The organism is Ralstonia pickettii (genome assembly GCF_030582395.1).
Classification (GTDB): domain Bacteria; phylum Pseudomonadota; class Gammaproteobacteria; order Burkholderiales; family Burkholderiaceae; genus Ralstonia; species Ralstonia pickettii_D.
On sequence record NZ_CP104381.1, the window covers coordinates 2,543,585 to 2,559,924 of the forward strand.

General features: G+C 65.9%; 21 protein-coding genes. 20 read left to right on the plus strand and 1 reads right to left on the minus strand.

What is annotated here, in order from left to right; translation table 11 throughout:
- The first annotated feature begins 21 nt into the window (after positions 1–21).
- From N5B55_RS12340 to N5B55_RS12405, 14 genes are all read left to right on the plus strand, one after another.
- Complete coding sequence (locus N5B55_RS12340; protein ID WP_304538319.1) at positions 22–525, plus strand: nitrate reductase cytochrome c-type subunit; 504 nt, start codon at positions 22–24, stop codon at positions 523–525.
- A gap of 12 nt (positions 526–537) precedes the next feature.
- Positions 538–1,125, plus strand: coding sequence for a cytochrome c3 family protein (locus tag N5B55_RS12345; RefSeq protein ID WP_116575649.1), 588 nt, complete (start codon positions 538–540; stop codon positions 1,123–1,125).
- 54 nt (positions 1,126–1,179) lie between these two features.
- Positions 1,180–1,812, plus strand: a complete 633-nt coding sequence (gene ccmA, locus N5B55_RS12350) for a cytochrome c biogenesis heme-transporting ATPase CcmA (RefSeq protein WP_304538320.1) — start codon at positions 1,180–1,182, stop codon at positions 1,810–1,812.
- Positions 1,809–2,477, plus strand: a complete 669-nt coding sequence (gene ccmB / locus N5B55_RS12355) for a heme exporter protein CcmB (RefSeq protein ID WP_304538321.1) — start codon at positions 1,809–1,811, stop codon at positions 2,475–2,477. Before ccmA ends, ccmB begins: the two co-directional genes overlap by 4 nt.
- Before the next feature lie 4 nt (positions 2,478–2,481).
- Positions 2,482–3,267 (plus strand): heme ABC transporter permease CcmC, encoded by a 786-nt coding sequence (gene ccmC / locus N5B55_RS12360; RefSeq protein WP_304538322.1) that lies wholly within the window; start codon positions 2,482–2,484, stop codon positions 3,265–3,267.
- Positions 3,264–3,413, plus strand: coding sequence for a hypothetical protein (locus N5B55_RS12365; protein ID WP_304538323.1), 150 nt, complete (start codon positions 3,264–3,266; stop codon positions 3,411–3,413). Before ccmC ends, N5B55_RS12365 begins: the two co-directional genes overlap by 4 nt.
- On the plus strand, positions 3,410–3,880 hold the full coding sequence (gene ccmE, locus N5B55_RS12370; RefSeq protein ID WP_304538324.1) for a cytochrome c maturation protein CcmE: 471 nt from the start codon (positions 3,410–3,412) through the stop codon (positions 3,878–3,880). The genes N5B55_RS12365 and ccmE overlap by 4 nt, the downstream gene beginning before the upstream one ends.
- Positions 3,877–5,895: a heme lyase CcmF/NrfE family subunit gene (locus tag N5B55_RS12375; protein WP_304538325.1), complete on the plus strand. Its 2,019-nt coding sequence runs from the start codon at positions 3,877–3,879 to the stop codon at positions 5,893–5,895. The genes ccmE and N5B55_RS12375 overlap by 4 nt, the downstream gene beginning before the upstream one ends.
- The gene (locus N5B55_RS12380; RefSeq protein WP_304538326.1) at positions 5,892–6,434 is read left to right on the plus strand and encodes a DsbE family thiol:disulfide interchange protein; all 543 of its coding nucleotides are present in this window, start codon (positions 5,892–5,894) and stop codon (positions 6,432–6,434) included. Before N5B55_RS12375 ends, N5B55_RS12380 begins: the two co-directional genes overlap by 4 nt.
- Positions 6,427–6,897 carry a cytochrome c-type biogenesis protein gene (locus tag N5B55_RS12385; protein ID WP_304538327.1) on the plus strand — a complete coding sequence of 157 codons (471 nt, stop codon included), beginning with the start codon at positions 6,427–6,429 and terminating at the stop codon, positions 6,895–6,897. Before N5B55_RS12380 ends, N5B55_RS12385 begins: the two co-directional genes overlap by 8 nt.
- A complete protein-coding gene (gene ccmI / locus N5B55_RS12390; protein ID WP_304538328.1) occupies positions 6,894–7,793 on the plus strand; it encodes a c-type cytochrome biogenesis protein CcmI in 900 nt (299 codons plus the stop codon). The genes N5B55_RS12385 and ccmI overlap by 4 nt, the downstream gene beginning before the upstream one ends.
- 95 nt (positions 7,794–7,888) lie before the next feature.
- Entirely contained in the window at positions 7,889–8,974 is a 1,086-nt protein-coding gene (ada, locus tag N5B55_RS12395; protein WP_304538329.1) for a bifunctional DNA-binding transcriptional regulator/O6-methylguanine-DNA methyltransferase Ada, read from the plus strand.
- A 6-nt stretch (positions 8,975–8,980) separates the two neighbouring features.
- Positions 8,981–9,244 carry an Ada metal-binding domain-containing protein gene (locus N5B55_RS12400; RefSeq protein ID WP_178960616.1) on the plus strand — a complete coding sequence of 88 codons (264 nt, stop codon included), beginning with the start codon at positions 8,981–8,983 and terminating at the stop codon, positions 9,242–9,244.
- 38 nt (positions 9,245–9,282) lie between these two features.
- Positions 9,283–9,723: a hypothetical protein gene (locus tag N5B55_RS12405; protein ID WP_304538330.1), complete on the plus strand. Its 441-nt coding sequence runs from the start codon at positions 9,283–9,285 to the stop codon at positions 9,721–9,723.
- 72 nt (positions 9,724–9,795) lie between these two features.
- On the opposite strand, the gene purM is transcribed toward N5B55_RS12405, so the two are convergent.
- Entirely contained in the window at positions 9,796–10,851 is a 1,056-nt protein-coding gene (purM, locus tag N5B55_RS12410) for a phosphoribosylformylglycinamidine cyclo-ligase (RefSeq protein ID WP_045202671.1), read from the minus strand.
- A 162-nt stretch (positions 10,852–11,013) separates the two neighbouring features.
- Between purM and N5B55_RS12415 the strand changes: the two genes are divergently transcribed.
- Genes N5B55_RS12415 through N5B55_RS12440 form a run of 6 tightly spaced genes read left to right on the plus strand, consistent with a single transcriptional unit; the run spans position 11,014 to position 16,330 of the window.
- A complete protein-coding gene (locus N5B55_RS12415) occupies positions 11,014–12,084 on the plus strand; it encodes an AI-2E family transporter (protein WP_065859811.1) in 1,071 nt (356 codons plus the stop codon).
- Between the two features lie 58 nt (positions 12,085–12,142).
- Complete coding sequence (gene hda / locus N5B55_RS12420) at positions 12,143–12,844, plus strand: DnaA regulatory inactivator Hda (protein WP_004631704.1); 702 nt, start codon at positions 12,143–12,145, stop codon at positions 12,842–12,844.
- 51 nt (positions 12,845–12,895) lie between these two features.
- Positions 12,896–13,570 (plus strand): HAD family hydrolase, encoded by a 675-nt coding sequence (locus tag N5B55_RS12425; protein WP_012762792.1) that lies wholly within the window; start codon positions 12,896–12,898, stop codon positions 13,568–13,570.
- Positions 13,571–13,582: 12 nt separating this feature from the next.
- Positions 13,583–15,145 (plus strand): polynucleotide adenylyltransferase PcnB, encoded by a 1,563-nt coding sequence (gene pcnB, locus N5B55_RS12430; RefSeq protein ID WP_178960618.1) that lies wholly within the window; start codon positions 13,583–13,585, stop codon positions 15,143–15,145.
- A complete protein-coding gene (gene folK, locus N5B55_RS12435) occupies positions 15,142–15,657 on the plus strand; it encodes a 2-amino-4-hydroxy-6-hydroxymethyldihydropteridine diphosphokinase (RefSeq protein WP_009241422.1) in 516 nt (171 codons plus the stop codon). Before pcnB ends, folK begins: the two co-directional genes overlap by 4 nt.
- Positions 15,658–15,685: 28 nt before the next feature.
- Positions 15,686–16,330, plus strand: coding sequence for a deoxynucleoside kinase (locus N5B55_RS12440; RefSeq protein WP_304538331.1), 645 nt, complete (start codon positions 15,686–15,688; stop codon positions 16,328–16,330).
- Positions 16,331–16,340: the final 10 nt, after the last annotated feature.

The window sequence follows — 16,340 nt, forward strand, 5'->3', positions numbered from 1 at the left end:
CACGCGCAATAGGAAAACGTCATGAAGCTCAGCCGACTCTTGGGACTGCCAGCCGCCATCTGTGCGCTGCTCCTGGCGACCCTTGCCCAATTGCCCGCGCAAGCCCAAGGCGTGGTCGACGCCATGCGCGGCCCCACGCCGATTGCCGCCGAATCGACACCGCCGATCCTGTATCCCACCGAGAACAAGGACGTGCGCCGCGAGCGCAACTACACCGGGCAGCCGCCGACGATTCCGCACAAGATCGACGGCACCTACATGTATCAGATCAATAAGGACCACAACGGTTGTCTGTCCTGCCACGCGCGTACGAAGGCCGAAGAGATGCGCGCGATCGCGATCAGCCCCACGCACTACGTTGACCGCGGTGGCCATCAACTGGCCGACGTTTCGCCGCGCCGCTTCTTCTGCACGCAATGTCACGTGCCGCAGGCCGACGCCAAGCCGCTTGTCACCAATACGTTTGTCGATGTCGATCAACTGCTCAAACGCAAGCCTGATGGCAAGAGCGTTGGCAAGAACTGAGGCGGTGCAGTCATGTTCGACCTGATCAAGCGCTACTGGCGCACCATCAACCGGCCCAGCGCGTATTTCAGCCTGGGCTTTCTGACGTTGGGCGGCTTTGTTGCCGGCGTGGTGTTCTGGGGCGCGTTCAACACCGCGATGGAAGTGACAAATACCGAAGCGTTCTGCACGGGTTGCCACGAAATGCACGACAACGTGTATCAAGAGCTGCAGAGCACCATCCACTACACCAACCGCAGCGGTGTGCGCGCCATCTGCTCGAACTGCCACGTTCCGCACGCCTGGACGAACAAGATTGCACGAAAGATGCAGGCCTCCAAGGAAGTGTGGGGCAAGATCTTCGGCACCATCGACACGCGCGAGAAATTCGAGGCCCACCGACTCGAGCTGGCCCAGCATGAATGGGATCGGCTGAAGGCCAACGATTCATTGGAATGCCGCAACTGCCACAACTACGAATCGATGGACTTCACTCGGCAGAGCCCACGCGCGTCGGCCATGCATGCCCAGTATCTGGGCAGCAAAGAGAAAACCTGTATCGACTGCCACAAGGGTATTGCGCACCATCTGCCCGACATGTCGAAGATGAAGACCGAGTAAAGCACGTGAACGTGCTGCCGATGCCAGACCCCGTTTGACTCAGCCACCACTGCCGTGCTTGTTGCCAGCCAATTGACGTTTTCGCGCGCCGGCCGCCGGATCTTCCGCGAGCTGGACCTCTCGGTGTCGGCGGGCGAGCTGGTGCAGGTAACGGGCGCGAACGGCAGCGGCAAGACCACCCTGCTGCGCGTGCTCTGTGGCCTTCTCGCACCGGCGAGCGGCTCGCTGACGTGGCATGGCGCGCCGGTGCGCAGCGGCGACGCTGCCTTCCTCAATACGCTTTGCTATGTTGGCCACACCAACGGTATCGACCCAGATCTGACTGTGACGGAGAGCCTGCGTCTGGCCATGCAGTTAGCCGGGTTGCGCGATTCGGCATCCGAGCCGTTTGGCATCGGGCTCGCACTGGAAGCACTCGAACTCGGCAAGCTTGCCGCCACGCCCGTGCGCAAGCTTTCGCAAGGCCAACGCCGGCGGGTGGCACTGGCGCGCTTGCTGCTCGCGCGGCGCGAACTGTGGCTGCTCGATGAACCGATCGCCTCGCTCGACGATCATGCAGTCAGCCTCTTCACCGCGCAGCTCGATGCGCACTTGCGTGCAGGCGGCATGGCGATCATGGCCACGCACCACCTGCTGTCGCGCCCGCAAGGGGCGAATCGCGTGCTCAGGCTGGGAGGCATCGCATGAAGCCGATGCTGATGGCCATCCTGCTGCACGACCTTACGCTCTCATGGCGGCGGCGCGGCAACCTTGTCGGCGGCGTGGTGTTCTACGTCATTGCGGCGAGCCTATTCCCGCTGGCCATCGGCCCCGACCCGCAGGAGTTGCGCATGCTCGCGCCGGGCATCCTGTGGGTCGCGGCGCTGCTGGCGTCGATGCTCTCGCTCTCTCGGCTGTTTGCGCAGGAACACGCCGATGGCAGCCTGGATCAACTGCTGTTGTCGCCGCACCCGCTTGCGCTGATCGTACTGACGAAGATCGCAGCGCACTGGCTCGCGAGTGGCCTGCCGTTGTTGCTGCTGACGCCCATCCTGGCGCAGCAGTACAGTCTGCCGCTGCATGCAACGCTACTGCTGACAGCCACGCTGCTAATCGGCACGCCTGCCATTGCGTTGATCGGCGCCGTTGGTGCAGCGCTCACACTGGGCGTGCGCAACGGAGCAGCGCTACTGTGCATCCTCGTCCTGCCGCTGTGTGTGCCCGTGCTGGTGTTTGGCGCGGGCGCAGGTTCGGCGGCCGATGCGGGGCTTGATGTCATGCCGCATTTCTCGCTGCTGGGCGCTTGCTTGGCGTTGTCGTTGTTTGTCTGCCCGCTGGCCACGGCTGCCGGGCTGCGCATTGCCGCGGAATGACCCGATGACGAATCGATCCGGACTCCACACCACGCCCATCGCCGTGCGCCAACGTGCGTCGCGACGCTGGAACTGGCTCGCGTATGCGTCGCCCGTGCGGTTTGATCCGCTCGCGCGCAAGCTGGTGCCGTGGTTTGGCGCAGTAGCCCTCGTGTTCCTCATCGCCGGCCTCTACGTCGGCTTCGTGGTGGCGCCCACCGATGCGCAGCAGGGTGAGGTCTACCGGATCATCTTCCTGCACGTGCCGGCCGCGTGGATGTCGATGTTCATCTACCTGGTGATGGCGGGCTATTGCGCGCTGGCGCTGGTGCTGCGCACGCGGCTTTCGTCGATGATGGCCTCGGCGCTGGCGCCCACCGGCGCACTGTTCACCGCCATTGCGCTGTGGACAGGCGCGCTGTGGGGCAAGCCAACGTGGGGCACATGGTGGGTGTGGGATGCGCGGCTGACGTCGGAGTTGCTGCTGCTGTTTCTGTACCTGGGCTTCATCGCGCTGGAGAGCGCCATTGAAGACCCCCGCCGTGCCGAGCGCGCCTGCGCCTTGCTAGCCGTGGTCGGCGTGGTCAACATCCCCGTGATCTATTTCTCGGTGCAGTGGTGGAACACGTTGCATCAAGGCGCATCCGTCGGCCTGACGGCGGCTCCGTCGATGGCGATGACGATGCTGCTCGGCATGCTGCTGATGACGCTCGCGTGCTGGATGTACAGCATCTGCGTGGCGCTGATTCGCGTGCGCTGCATCGTGCGCGAGCGCGCCGACGATGACCACAACCTGAGCATGTCGGCATGAGCCAGTTCTCCGTCAACCACGTCGACTATATTGCGGGCGCGTTTGCCGTGGCCGCCATCTTTATCGCAGCCGAGGTGCTGCTGCTGGCCCACCGCTGGCGCACCGCCAATCGCACTGACCCTCATCCTGACGGCCGCGACCAATGACACGCAGACAACGCCGTCTCGGCATCCTGCTCGCCGCACTGGTATGCGCAGGTGCGGCTACCGCACTCACGCTGAATGCGTTCCGCTCCAATCTGGTGTTTTTTTTCAGCCCGAGCCAGATCGCCGCCAAGGAAGCGCCTGTGGCACAAGTCTTTCGACTGGGTGGGCTAGTCGAACGCGGCTCCATCCAACGTGAACGTGACGGCATGACCATCCGCTTTATCGTCACTGACACAGCGCGCGGGGTGCCGGTCGTCTATCGCGGCTTGCTGCCGGACCTGTTCCGCGAGGGCAAGGGTGTGGTGGCACGCGGCCGGCTGGGTGAGGACGGCGTCTTCGTCGCCAACGAGGTGCTGGCCAAGCACGACGAAAACTACATGCCGCCCGAAGCTGCTGATGCCCTACGCCGCGCTGCGCAAGTCAACGAACAGATGGCGAAGGAATCTGTCCGGAGCGCGTCACGATGATCGCCGAGCTGGGCCACTTTGCGTTGATCCTCGCGCTGCTGACTGCGGCCATGCAGTCCGTGCTGCCGCTGGTTGGTGCGGCGCGCGACGGCGAGCGTTGGATGGCCGTGGCGCGCCCTGCTGCGCGCATGCAATGTGGATTGGTTCTCGTGGCGTATGGCGCGCTGACATGGGCCTTCGTCAGCAACGACTTCAGCGTGCTCTATGTCGCCGCCAACTCGAACAGCGCGCTGCCGCTGCCCTATCGCGTGGCCGCCGTGTGGGGCGGACACGAGGGATCGATGTTGCTGTGGACGGCGATGCTGGCGTTGTGGTCACTGGCCGTGTCGTTGTTCAGCCGCCAACTTCCGTTGCCCGTGGCGGCGCGCGTGCTGGGCGTGATGGGCGCCATCAGCACGGGGCTGCTGCTTTTCTTGCTGTTCGCATCCAACCCATTCCTGCGCCTGTTGCCGCCTGCCCTGGAAGGGCGCGACCTCAACCCGCTGCTGCAAGACCCGGGCATGGTGTCGCATCCGCCCATGCTGTACATGGGTTACGTGGGCTTTGCCGTGGCGTTCTCGTTTGCGATGGCCGCGCTGCTGTCGGGCCGGCTCGATGCCACCTGGGCGCGCTGGTCGCGGCCGTGGACGATCGCCGCCTGGGCATGCCTGACGACCGGCATCATGCTCGGCAGCGCCTGGGCGTACTACGAACTCGGCTGGGGCGGCTGGTGGTTCTGGGACCCGGTCGAAAATGCGTCGTTCATGCCGTGGCTGGCGGGCACGGCACTGATCCACTCGTTGGCGGTGACGGAAAAGCGCGGCGTGTTCCGCGCATGGACGGCGCTGCTGGCCATCTTCACGTTCTCGCTCAGTCTGCTCGGCACGTTCCTCGTCCGCTCGGGCGTGCTGACGTCGGTGCATGCTTTTGCGGTCGACCCGAAGCGCGGTCTCTTCATCCTCGCGTTGCTGGGCATCGTAACGGGCGGCGCCCTCGGTCTGTTTGCATGGCGCGCGAAGCGGTTGTCCAGCAGCGCCTCGGAAGGCGCGACGTTCCCGCTGTTCTCGCGTGAATCGTTCCTGCTGGCCAACAACGTGCTGCTGGCGGTGGCGGCCGCCACGGTGTTGCTCGGCACGTTGTATCCGCTGGTGCTGGATGTGTTGCGGCTGGGCAAGATCTCGGTCGGTCCGGCATATTTCGAGCAAGTCTTTGTGCCGCTGATGTCTCCTGCGGTGCTGTTGATGGGTGCGGCGCCGCTGGCGCGCTGGCGTCACGGTGCGCTGCCGTCGATGGCGGTGCGGCTGCGATGGGCAGCAGTGGCGAGTATTGCCGTCGGGCTCGGACTGGCGGTGATGTATCGGACGTCCGCGCTGGCGGGCCTGGGGCTGACGCTCGCCGCATGGTGTCTTCTGAGTGCGCTGGCCAGTCTGGCCGAAAAGCTTCGCCAGCCCGGCAATCGATTGACGACGCTGCGGCAATTGCCGCCGAGCTACTTTGGCATGCTGGTGGCGCACGCGGGGGTCGGCGTGTTCATTGCGGGCGTCACGCTGGTGCTCAGCCAGGAGACGCTACGCGAGTTGCCGGTGCGCGTGGGCGGCAAGGTGGAGGTGGGCGGCTACATGTTCCACCTCACCAGGGTTGCGCCGGCCCAGGGCCCCAATTACGACGTCTTGCGCGGCCACGTCGAAGTCAGCCGCAACGGCAAACCCGTGGCCACGCTGCTACCCGAGCGGCGCCTGTACCACAGCCAGGAAAATCCCACGACCGAAGTCGCCATCGACAGCGGCATCACGCGCGATCTCTATGTCGCGCTTGGTGAATCACTCGGACAAGACAACTGGGCCATGCGCATCTACATCAAGCCCTTTGTCGGCTGGATCTGGGCAGGCTGTGTGCTGATGGTGCTGGGCGGGCTGCTGGCCGTGTGCGACCGCCGCTACCGGCTGCGCCGCCGCTCCACGTCATCGCGCGCCGCGCCCGACACTGCACGCGGCGGCCCGTCATTAGCGATGCCAGCGACCGAGGAGCCACGGTGAAGCTGCGCTACGTGCTGCCGCTGACAGCGTTCCTCGTTCTGGTGATTGCGCTGGCGGCGGGGCTGTCGCGCGATCCGCGCGAACTGCCCTCCCCGCTGGTCGGCAAGCCCGCACCGGCGTTCAGGCTGACAGCGCTGGAATCGACTGCCGGCCCGATCACGCCGCAAGACCTGCGCGGCAAGGTCTGGATGCTCAATGTCTGGGCATCGTGGTGCACCGCCTGTCGTGCAGAGCACGCCGTGCTGAACGCGTTCGCGAAGCAGTCAACCGTGCCGATCTACGGGCTGAACTACAAGGACGAGGCCGACGCCGCACGCGCGTGGCTCAAGCAAATGGGCGACCCGTATGTCGCCTCGCTCATCGACGCTGACGGCAAGGTCGGCATCGACTACGGCGTCTACGGCGTGCCCGAGACCTTCGTCATCGATCGCGCTGGCGTGGTCCGCTATCGGCAGGTGGGCCCCGTGACGGCCGAGTCCATGGAACGCAGGATCGTGCCGCTTCTGCAGCAACTGGAACAGGAGGATGGTCATGCGTAAGCGCCTGGCTGCCCTCGTTCTGGCAGGCGTCGCGGCGTTCATGTTGCAGACGCCCGCCTGTGCCGCAGCGTCGGACACCGATCTCGACACCCGCGTCCATGCGCTGTCGGAGCAGCTGCGCTGCCTCGTCTGCCAGAACCAGACCCTCGCCGATTCCAACGCCGACCTCGCCATCGACCTGCGCCGCCAGATTCGCGAACAACTGCGTGCCGGCGCCACCGAGGACGACGTGAAGGACTATCTCGTGCAGCGCTATGGCGATTTCGTCCTATATCGGCCGCCCGTCAAACCGTTGACGTATCTGCTGTGGTTCGGCCCGGCGCTGTTACTGATGGCGGTGGTGTTCGGCATCGTGTCGTCCCGCAAACGGCGGAAGCCGGCCCCTGCCGAGATGGACCCCGACTCAGAGGCGCGCCTCGCTGCACTGCTTGCGCCGTCGTCATCGGATGACCCCCGCCCATGACTGTGATGACCCTGTTCTGGCTGCTGGCGGCTGCCCTCACGGCCGTCACCATGGCGGTGTTGCTGACGCCGCTGTTGCGGCGCGCGCGCACCAATCAGCTCGATACGCGCGTCCAACGCCCCACGGCGCGCAGCCAGATGGTCCACTGGTACCACGATCAACTGCGCGAGCTGGATGCCGATCTGCGCGCCGGCGCTATGGATGCCGCAGGCCACGCGCACGCACGCGCAGAGCTTGGCCGGCGGCTGCTGGACGACACAGCCGGCACCGCCAGCACCCCGCAGGCGCGGCCCGACCGCCGCCCCGTTCTGCTCGCCGCAGTGCTGCTGGCTGCGTTGCCCACGTCTGCTGTGCTGCTCTACCAGCATCTGGGCAAGCCCGCGTCGCTGTGGATGCCGGGCGACATGACGACCGCCGCCCGCAGCGACCACACCGGTGGAGACGCGCAAATCGAATCGATGGTGAACAGCCTGGCCCAACGGCTGCGCGACACGCCTGACGACGCACCCGGCTGGGCGCTGCTTGCCAGGTCCTACAGCACGATGGGGCGCCCCGCCGACGCCGTCGCCGCCTATGCGAAGGCGGTGGCCCTTGCCCCCGAGGTCGCCAGCCTGCGTGCCGATTACGCCGACGCACTCGCAACCGCCCAGGGCGGCACCCTGGCTGGTGCACCCATCGAGCAGGTGCGCCTAGCCCTGAAGGCCGACCCGGACGAGCCCAAAGCGCTGGCCCTAGCCGCTTCCGCCGCCGTCGAACGTGGTGACGTGAGCGATGCAATCGCGCAGTGGGAGCGCCTCTACCAGTCGCTGCCGCCCGAATCTGCCGGCGCGAGGCAGATCGCCACCAACCTGGCTGCCGCGCGCGCCGACCAGCAAAAAGCACCCCGCGTCAAGTGACGCGTGCGCTGCTTCGAATTTGACCGCAAGACCCGGAGTGTCCCGCCAAGGGGCCACACCTACAGTACAGTCATCCCAGTCCACTGGATGACGCCATGCAAACCTCCGCCCGCACCGTGCCGGACTCCACCCTCGTCGAACACGACCCGCGCTGGGCTCGCGTGCTGGCACGCGATGCCTCCGCCGACGGGCAATTCGTCTATGCGGTAAAGACCACCGGCGTGTATTGCCAGCCGAGCAGCCCGTCGCGCATTCCGCGCCCCGAGAACGTCGAATTCTTCGACACGCCCGCCGACGCGGAGGCAGCCGGTTACCGCCCGAGCCGCCGCGCCGGCCCGGATCAGACCACCGTGCGCGCGCAGCAAACCGCGCTCGTCGCACAGGCCTGCCGACGCATCGAGGCAGCCGACACGCCGCCCACGCTCGACGCGCTCGCGCAAGACGCCGGACTGAGCCCCTATCACTTCCATCGCCTGTTCAAGAGCGTCACGGGTCTGACGCCCAAGGGTTACGCCGATGCGCATCGCGCCCGCAAGCTGCGCGCGCAACTGGGACGCGGCAGCACCGTCACCGAGGCCATCTACGACGCCGGATTCAACGCCAGCAGCCGCTTCTACGAGGCGTCGGACAACGTGCTGGGCATGACGGCCAGCCGCTACCGTGCCGGTGGCGTACAGACGACGATCCGCTTTGCCGTGGGCGAGTGCTCGCTCGGTTCCATCTTGGTCGCGCAGAGCGATCGCGGCATCTGCGCGATCCTGATGGGCAACGACCCTGACGCGCTCGTGCGCGATCTGCAGGACACCTTCCCCAAGGCCGAACTCATCGGCGGCGACGCGGGCTTTGAGGATCTGGTCGCGAAGGTGGTGGGTTTTGTCGAAGCGCCGTCCATCGGCCTGGACCTACCGCTGGACGTGCGCGGCACCGCGTTCCAGGAGCGCGTGTGGCAGGCGCTGCGCGAAGTGCCGCCCGGCAGCACCACCAGCTACACCGAGATTGCCGCGCGCATCGGTGCGCCCCAGGCCGTCCGCGCCGTTGCGCAGGCCTGCGCGGCCAATCACATCGCAGTGGCCATTCCGTGCCACCGCGTGATCCGTCGGGACGGCAACACCTCCGGTTATCGCTGGGGCGTGGAGCGCAAGCTGGCGCTGCTGGAGCGCGAGTCGCACTCCGCCGCATGAAATCGCGTGAGGACGTGGACGCTCATCGGCGCCTGCGGCCAGCCTTATGAGAGCGCCGTGCCCGGCACGCTAGGCGGGCATCGGCGTGCTCGCATCTATGGCCGCTTGGATTGCGCCGCCGCACGCCGGGCCATCGCGCGCGGCGGTTATGTGCGCCACCGCGTGTTCTTTCTGAACGAAGCCGATGCGCGCGACGCCGGCTATCGGCCCTGCGCCGTGTGCATGCCACAGGCGTATGCAGCATGGAAAAAATCGGCCGGTTGCGGGTAAAGTCGTGGGCTGAACATCGCCGACACGCTCCGCACACCATGACCAGATTCCTGCTGCTTGCCGCGCTCACCTCGCTCGCGCTGGTGGGCTGCGGCCGCTCCGACGACGCACACAAGCCTGCCGCGTCCGCCCCCGGTTCTGCACCTGCGGCCCCCGCGCCTGGCGTATCCAACGCCGCTGATGCACCGGCCGCCAGCGCGCCCGCCGTCAGCGAAGCCGAACAGGCCAAGGCCGTCGACCTGGCCCGCGCCGCCATCGAGAAATACAAGCTGACCACCCTGTCGCAGGAATGCCTGTCGTTCCTGGTGGACCGAGCCGATGACTCCCACAACAGCGTCGAAGTGCTGGAAAACCACACGCCGGCGTGCGGCGGCGACCCCAACACCGCCCCGCGCGTCGTCACGCTGCTCATCGACAAGAACACCGGCGCGCTGCAAAAGGACGACCCCGCCAGCGGCGAATACGTCCCGCTCAAATAGGAGCCTGCAAGACGACGCGCACAAAAAAACCGCCGGTTGCATCGGCGGTTTTTTGTGGGTGCGAACCTTGCGTCAGACCACGATCGTCTGCGCTTCGCCGGCTTGCCGTGCGCGGATCTCGCCGATCTGGTAGACCGTCTCACCGGCGTCCTTCAGGTGCGCGATGGCGGCCGGTGCATCGGCTGCCGACACGATCACCACCATGCCGATGCCGCAGTTGAACACGCGGTGCATTTCGTCATCGGCCACGTTGCCGGCCTTCTGCAGCCACTGGAACAGCGGCGGCAGCGTCCACGCGTCCTTGTGCAGCACAGCGGTCAGGTTGTCTTGCAGCACGCGCGGCACGTTTTCGGTCAAACCGCCGCCGGTGATGTGCGCCATGCCCTTGACGGTCAGCTTCTCGATCAGCGACAGCAGCGGCTTCACGTAGATGCGCGTCGGCGCCATGATGGCGTCCTGCAGGCGCTGGCCGTGGAAATCTGCATTCAGGTCCGGGCGCGACACCTCGATGATCTTGCGCACCAGCGAGTAGCCGTTCGAATGCGCACCCGACGAGGCCAGGCCCAGCACCACGTCGCCCTCGGCAATGGTGGTGCCGTCGATGATCTTGCGCTTTTCGACCGCGCCGACAGCAAAGCCGGCCAAGTCGTATTCGCCATCCGGGTACATGCTCGGCATTTCAGCGGTTTCGCCGCCGATCAGCGCGCAGCCTGCCAGCTCACAGCCTTGGGCGATGCCCTTGACCACGGTGGCAGCGGTGTCGACGTCGAGCTTGCCGCAGGCGAAGTAATCCAGGAAGAAGAGCGGCTCGGCGCCCTGCACCAGGATGTCGTTCACGCTCATGGCGACCAGATCCTGGCCAACCGTGTCGTGGCGGTTCAGCGCAAAGGCCAGCTTGAGCTTGGTGCCCACGCCGTCGGTTCCGGACACCAGCACCGGTTCCTGATACTTCTTGGACAGCTCGAACAGCGCGCCGAAGCCGCCGATGCCGCCCAGCACGCCTTCGCGCATGGTGCGCTTGGCAAACGGCTTGATGCGGTCGACAAGGGCGTCACCCGCCTCGATGTCGACGCCCGCGTCGCGGTAAGACAGGCCGGTCGATGCGGATGGGGTTTCGGAAGCGCTCATACAGTCGTCTGAATTGAAAAAACCGGGAAGGAAAGCGAGACGGCGGCGGGAAGTCACAAAAATCGGACCCGCCGGTCCAGTAAAATCGCGATTTTACCGGATGCGGCCGTCCCGATGGCCGCTTTTCCGACTCCTCCACCCCGCCTTCGGACCCGTCGCCCCATGAACGCCCCCGTGCTGTCGCAGGAAACCAAGCGCACGCTCGCCTGGATCGCCGTGGCGCTTGTCTTCCTGGCCCTGCTCAAGGCGCTGGCGCCGACGCTGACGCCCTTTGTCTTCGCGTTCATCCTGTCGTACATCCTGCACCCGGGCGTGGAATGGCTGCAGCGCCATCGCGTACCGCGCGTGCTGGGCGTGTTTCTGATGATCCTGGTGCTGACGGTGGTGGGCGTGGCGCTGATGCTGTTGATCCTGGCGGTCCTGCAGCGGGAAATTCCGGCCATCCGCGAGCAACTGCCCGGAATGCTTGCCAAGCTCAACGCGTTTCTATCGCCCAAGCTGGACGAGTTGGGCCTGCATGTCAGCTTTGACTTTCCGGGCCTGCGCGCGCTGCTCACGGAACAGCTCGCCGCCAGCCCGGACGACGTGGTGGCCAGGGTGCTGACTTATCTGCGCGTGTCGGGCTCGGCGGCCGTCCAGGTGCTGGGCCTCTTCTTCCTCGTGCCGATCGTGATGTTCTACCTGCTGATGGACTGGAACATGCTTATGCGCCGCGTCGAAACGGCCGTGCCGCGCCGCTGGCTGCCAAAAGCGCGCGAATTGGCCGCCGAAACCGATGGCCTGCTTTCCCAATACCTGCGCGGGCAGATCATCGTGATGCTGGTGCTGGCGGTGTACTACTCGGCGGGGCTGACCCTCGCCGGCTTTGACGTGGCGCTGCCGGTGGGCATCTTTACGGGCCTTGCCGTGTTCATTCCGTACATCGGCTTTGGCGTGGGGCTTACACTGGCCATCCTTGCCGCACTGTTGCAGTTCGGCAACCTCTACGGCTTGCTGGCGGTGGCCGTGGTGTACGGCATCGGCCAATTTCTGGAAGGCTTCTACCTGACGCCCCGCCTGGTGGGCGAACGCATCGGCCTGCATCCGCTGGCGGTCATCCTTGCCTTGCTGGCTTTTGGCCAATTGTTCGGTTTTTTCGGTATCCTCCTCGCCCTACCGATGAGCGCTGTGCTGCTGGTCGGTTTGCGGCAGGTCCGACAGCTTTATCTGGGCAGCCGGCTCTACCAGGACTGAAAGCCACCCATGGCAACTGAAGGCAACTGAAAAGTACGGCGACTCCACTCCACGTTTCATGGCCACACCCGAACAGCTCCCGCTCGAACTCGGTGCGACACCCGCCCCGACCTTCGACAACTTCGTCGCCACCGGCAACGAAGAGGCGGTGCTGCGCCTGCGCGCCCTGATTCCGCAGGTGGTGGACGGCACCGCCACAGACCGCCTGGTCTACCTGTGGGGCGAGGAAGGCAGCGGCCGCAGCCACCTGCTGCAAGCCATCTGCGCCCAGACCGAGGCTGGCGGCTACGAAGTCCGCACGCTGGAACCCGACGCCCCGCCCGAAGCCTTCGAATTCGACCCCACCATTACCGTCTGGACCATTGATGACGCCGAGCGGCTTGACGAATGGGCGCAGATCGCCGTGTTCAACCTCGTCAATGAAGTGCGCGCGCACCCGCATGCCGCCATCGCCATCTCCGGGGCTGCCGCGCCAATGGCGATGCCGCTGCGTGAAGACCTGCGCACCCGCTTGGGTTGGGGCTTGGTTTACTGGCTGCGCCCCCTGTCCGACGCCGACAAGGTGGAAGCGCTGCGTCAGGCCGCTCGCGAACGCGGCATGCAGCTTTCGGCCGATGTGCCGCAGTGGCTCGTGACGCACTCCTACCGCGACATGCCGAGCCTGATGGCCCTGCTGGACGCCCTCGACACCTATTCGCTCGCCCGCAAGCGCGCCGTCACCCTGCCGCTCGTGCGCGACATGCTCGCGTTGATGAAGTGATCGGGGCTCTGGCGCGGCCGGTTATGTAACGTTCGGGTAAAATCGCGCCCCATGAATCTGGCCCTCTTCGACCTCGATCACACCCTCATCCCCACCGACAGCGACCACGAGTGGGGACGCTTCCTCATCCGCCGCGGCGTGGTGGATGCGTCCGAATACCAGCGGAAGAACGATCAGTTCTATGCCGATTACAAGGCCGGCACGCTGGATATTCATGCGTTTCTGCGCTTTGCCCTGGCACCGCTGGCCGCCCACCCGCGCGACACGCTCGCCCAGTGGCACGCCGAGTTCATGCACGACGTGATCCGTCCGAAGATCACGCCACAGGCGCAAGCGCTGGTCTACAAGCATCTGGACGCCGGCGACCTGTGCTGCGTGGTCACCGCCACCAACAGCTTCGTCACCCGCCCGATTGCACAGGCGTTCGGCATCGACCACCTGATCGCCACCGAGCCGGCCACCGCCGACGGCAAGCCGGACAGCGCCTTCACCGGCGATGTGGCGGGCACGCCCAGCTTCCGCGAAGGCAAGGTCGCGCGCGTGCACGAGTGGCTGGCCAACATGGGCCGGGGCTGGAGCGATTTCGAGCGCAGTACCTTCTACAGCGATTCGGCCAACGACGTGCCGCTGCTGGAAGAAGTGACCGACCCCGTCGCCACCAACCCGGACGACACGCTGCGCAACCTCGCAGCCGCGCGCAACTGGCGCATCATGGATCTCTTCTAAGCAGGGCGTGGCGTGATCAAGAAACTCATCAATCGCCTGCTGGGCAAAACCTCCGCAGAGCCTCAGGCACCCGCTGAACCGGGGGCGCCCGCCGCCAGGAAGGCCCGCTCGCCCAAGGCACCGAGAACGGCCAAGGCGCGCACCAAGTCTGCCGGAGGCGTGCCGCGCCAGGCGCGCGTATGGAGCGTGGACGAGCACGGTATCGACCCGAAGCTGCTCTCGCGCAACGCGGTCAAGGTCACATCCACGCTGCAGGAAGCCGGCTATAGCGCCTTCATCGTTGGCGGCGCCGTGCGCGACTTGCTGCTCGGCATCAAGCCGAAAGACTTCGATGTAGCGACCAACGCCACGCCCGATCAGGTTCAGGCGCTGTTCCGCCGCTCGCGCATCATCGGACGCCGCTTCCAGATCGTGCACGTCACGTTCTACGGCGGACGCGATCAGGAAATCATCGAAGTCTCGACCTTCCGCGCGCTCGTCGACGCGGTGGACGCCGAGCAGGTGCCCGCGGGCAAGCGCGTCAAGCGCACCGAGTTGGACCACCACACGCATGCCGTCGACGCCAGCGGCCGCGTGTTGCGCGACAACGTCTGGGGCACCCAGGCCGAAGACGCCACCCGCCGCGACTTTACCGTCAACGCGATGTACTACAACCCCGCCGACGAAACCGTGCATGACTACCATCACGGCATGGAAGATATGCGCGCGCGTACGCTGCGCATGATCGGCGATCCGCTCACCCGCTACCGCGAAGACCCGGTCCGTATGCTGCGCGTGGTGCGCTTCGCGGCCAAGACCGGTTTCGACATCGATCCCGACACGCGCGCGCCGATCGCGGAGCTGGGCCCGCTGATCCACAACGTGCCGGCCGCACGCCTGTTCGACGAGATGCTGAAGCTGCTGATGTCGGGCCACGCCTGGGCATCGCTGCAGGAACTGCGCAAGGCGGGCCTGCACCGCGGCCTGCTGCCGCTGCTGGACGTCGCACTGGAGCAGCCGATGGGCCAGCGCTTCGTGCAGCTTGCCCTCGACAACACCGACGATCGCGTCAAGGCCGGCAAGCCGGTCTCGCCGGGCTTCCTGTTTGCCTCGCTGCTGTGGCATCACGTGGTCGAGCACTGGAACCGCCGCCGCGCCGCCGGCGAGCCGCTGATCCCCGCGCTGCACACCGCCATGGACGAAGTGCTCGACCGCCAGACCGAGCAACTCGCCATCCAGCGCCGCTTTACCTCCGACATGAAGGAAATCTGGAGCATGCAGCCGCGCTTTGAGAAGCGCTCGGGCCGCATGCCGTATCGCTTGCTCGAATCGCCGCGCTTCCGCGCCGGTTACGACTTCCTCGTGTTGCGTTGTGCGTCGGGCGAATTGCCGCAAGAACTGGCCGACTGGTGGACCGATTTCCAGAGCGGCGACGGCGAAGCCCGCGAAGCCCTCATGGCCCAAGCCAAGCACGCACCGAGCCCCTCTGCAAATACCGGTTCGGCCAGCCCGGGCAAGCGGCGTCGCCGCCGACGTGGTCCGGCAAAATCGGATACAGTCGTTGACGTCAATCCGGGAAGTTCGGAGGAAACGTGAAGACAGTGGCGTACATCGGCATCGGCGCCAACCTGGGCGACGCACGCCAGGCAGTGAAAGACGCCGTGGTCTGCCTCGCGCAGCAGGTCGGCATCACCGTCACCGGCAAATCGAGCCTGTATCGCAGCGCGCCCGTCGAATCCAGCGGCGACGATTACATCAACGCCGTGGTGCGCATCGATACGCATTTCACTGCCGACCAGCTGCTTCGCATCTGTCACCACATCGAGGACCAGTTCGGCCGCGAGCGCCCGTTCCACAACGCGCCGCGCACGCTCGACCTGGACTTGCTGCTCTACGGCGACCACGTCCTCACCTCACCGGAGCTCACGGTGCCCCACCCGCGCGTGGGCCAACGCGCCTTTACCCTGCTGCCCCTGCATGAACTGGCGCCCGATCTCGTGATTCCGGGCATTGGTGCCGTGGCGGCACTGCTGCCCGGCGTGGCCGACCAGCGGATCGAAAAGACCATGATGTGCCAGTGCATGCGCGCCAAGCAGCCTGCCGCCTGATCACAGGCACCACACAAATCACCCGCTGATGGCACTGGATCACCTGCGCCGCATCGTTGTCGAAGGGCCCATTGGCGTGGGCAAGACGGCGCTGGCCCAGCGTCTGGCCGATCATCTGCGCGCGTCGACGCTGTTCGAAACGCCTGCCGAAAACGCCTTCATCGCCCGCTTCTACGAAGACCCCGCGCGCTATGCGCTGCCGGTGCAGCTGCGCTTCCTGCTGCAGCGTGCCGAGCGCCTGAAGGCATGGCACAAGGCGACGCTTGCCGGAGAGCGCATCGTCGCTGACAGCTTCCTGCCGCGCGACCGCCTGTTCGCCCAGCTCACGCTGCCCGCCGATGAACTCGCGCTGTACGACGCAATGGCCAATGCGCTGGCCCTGCCGCAACAGCGCATCGATCTCGTCGTCTGTCTGCAGGCGCGCGCAGAGGACCTTCTGCCACGCGTCACCCGTCGGGCCGTTCCTTACGAAACCGGCATCGATGCGGAGTATCTCGAACGCATCTGCGCCGCGTACGGCGAGCTGTTTCTGTATTACTATGCCGCACCGACGATGATCGTCGACACCGCTGCCTTCGACCCCGCAGGCAACGACGACGATTTCCGCACCTTGCTCGCCCGCATCGACGCGATGCGCGGGCCCAAGGAATTCATCAAGCTGGCAACGCGCTAGTCGACGCACC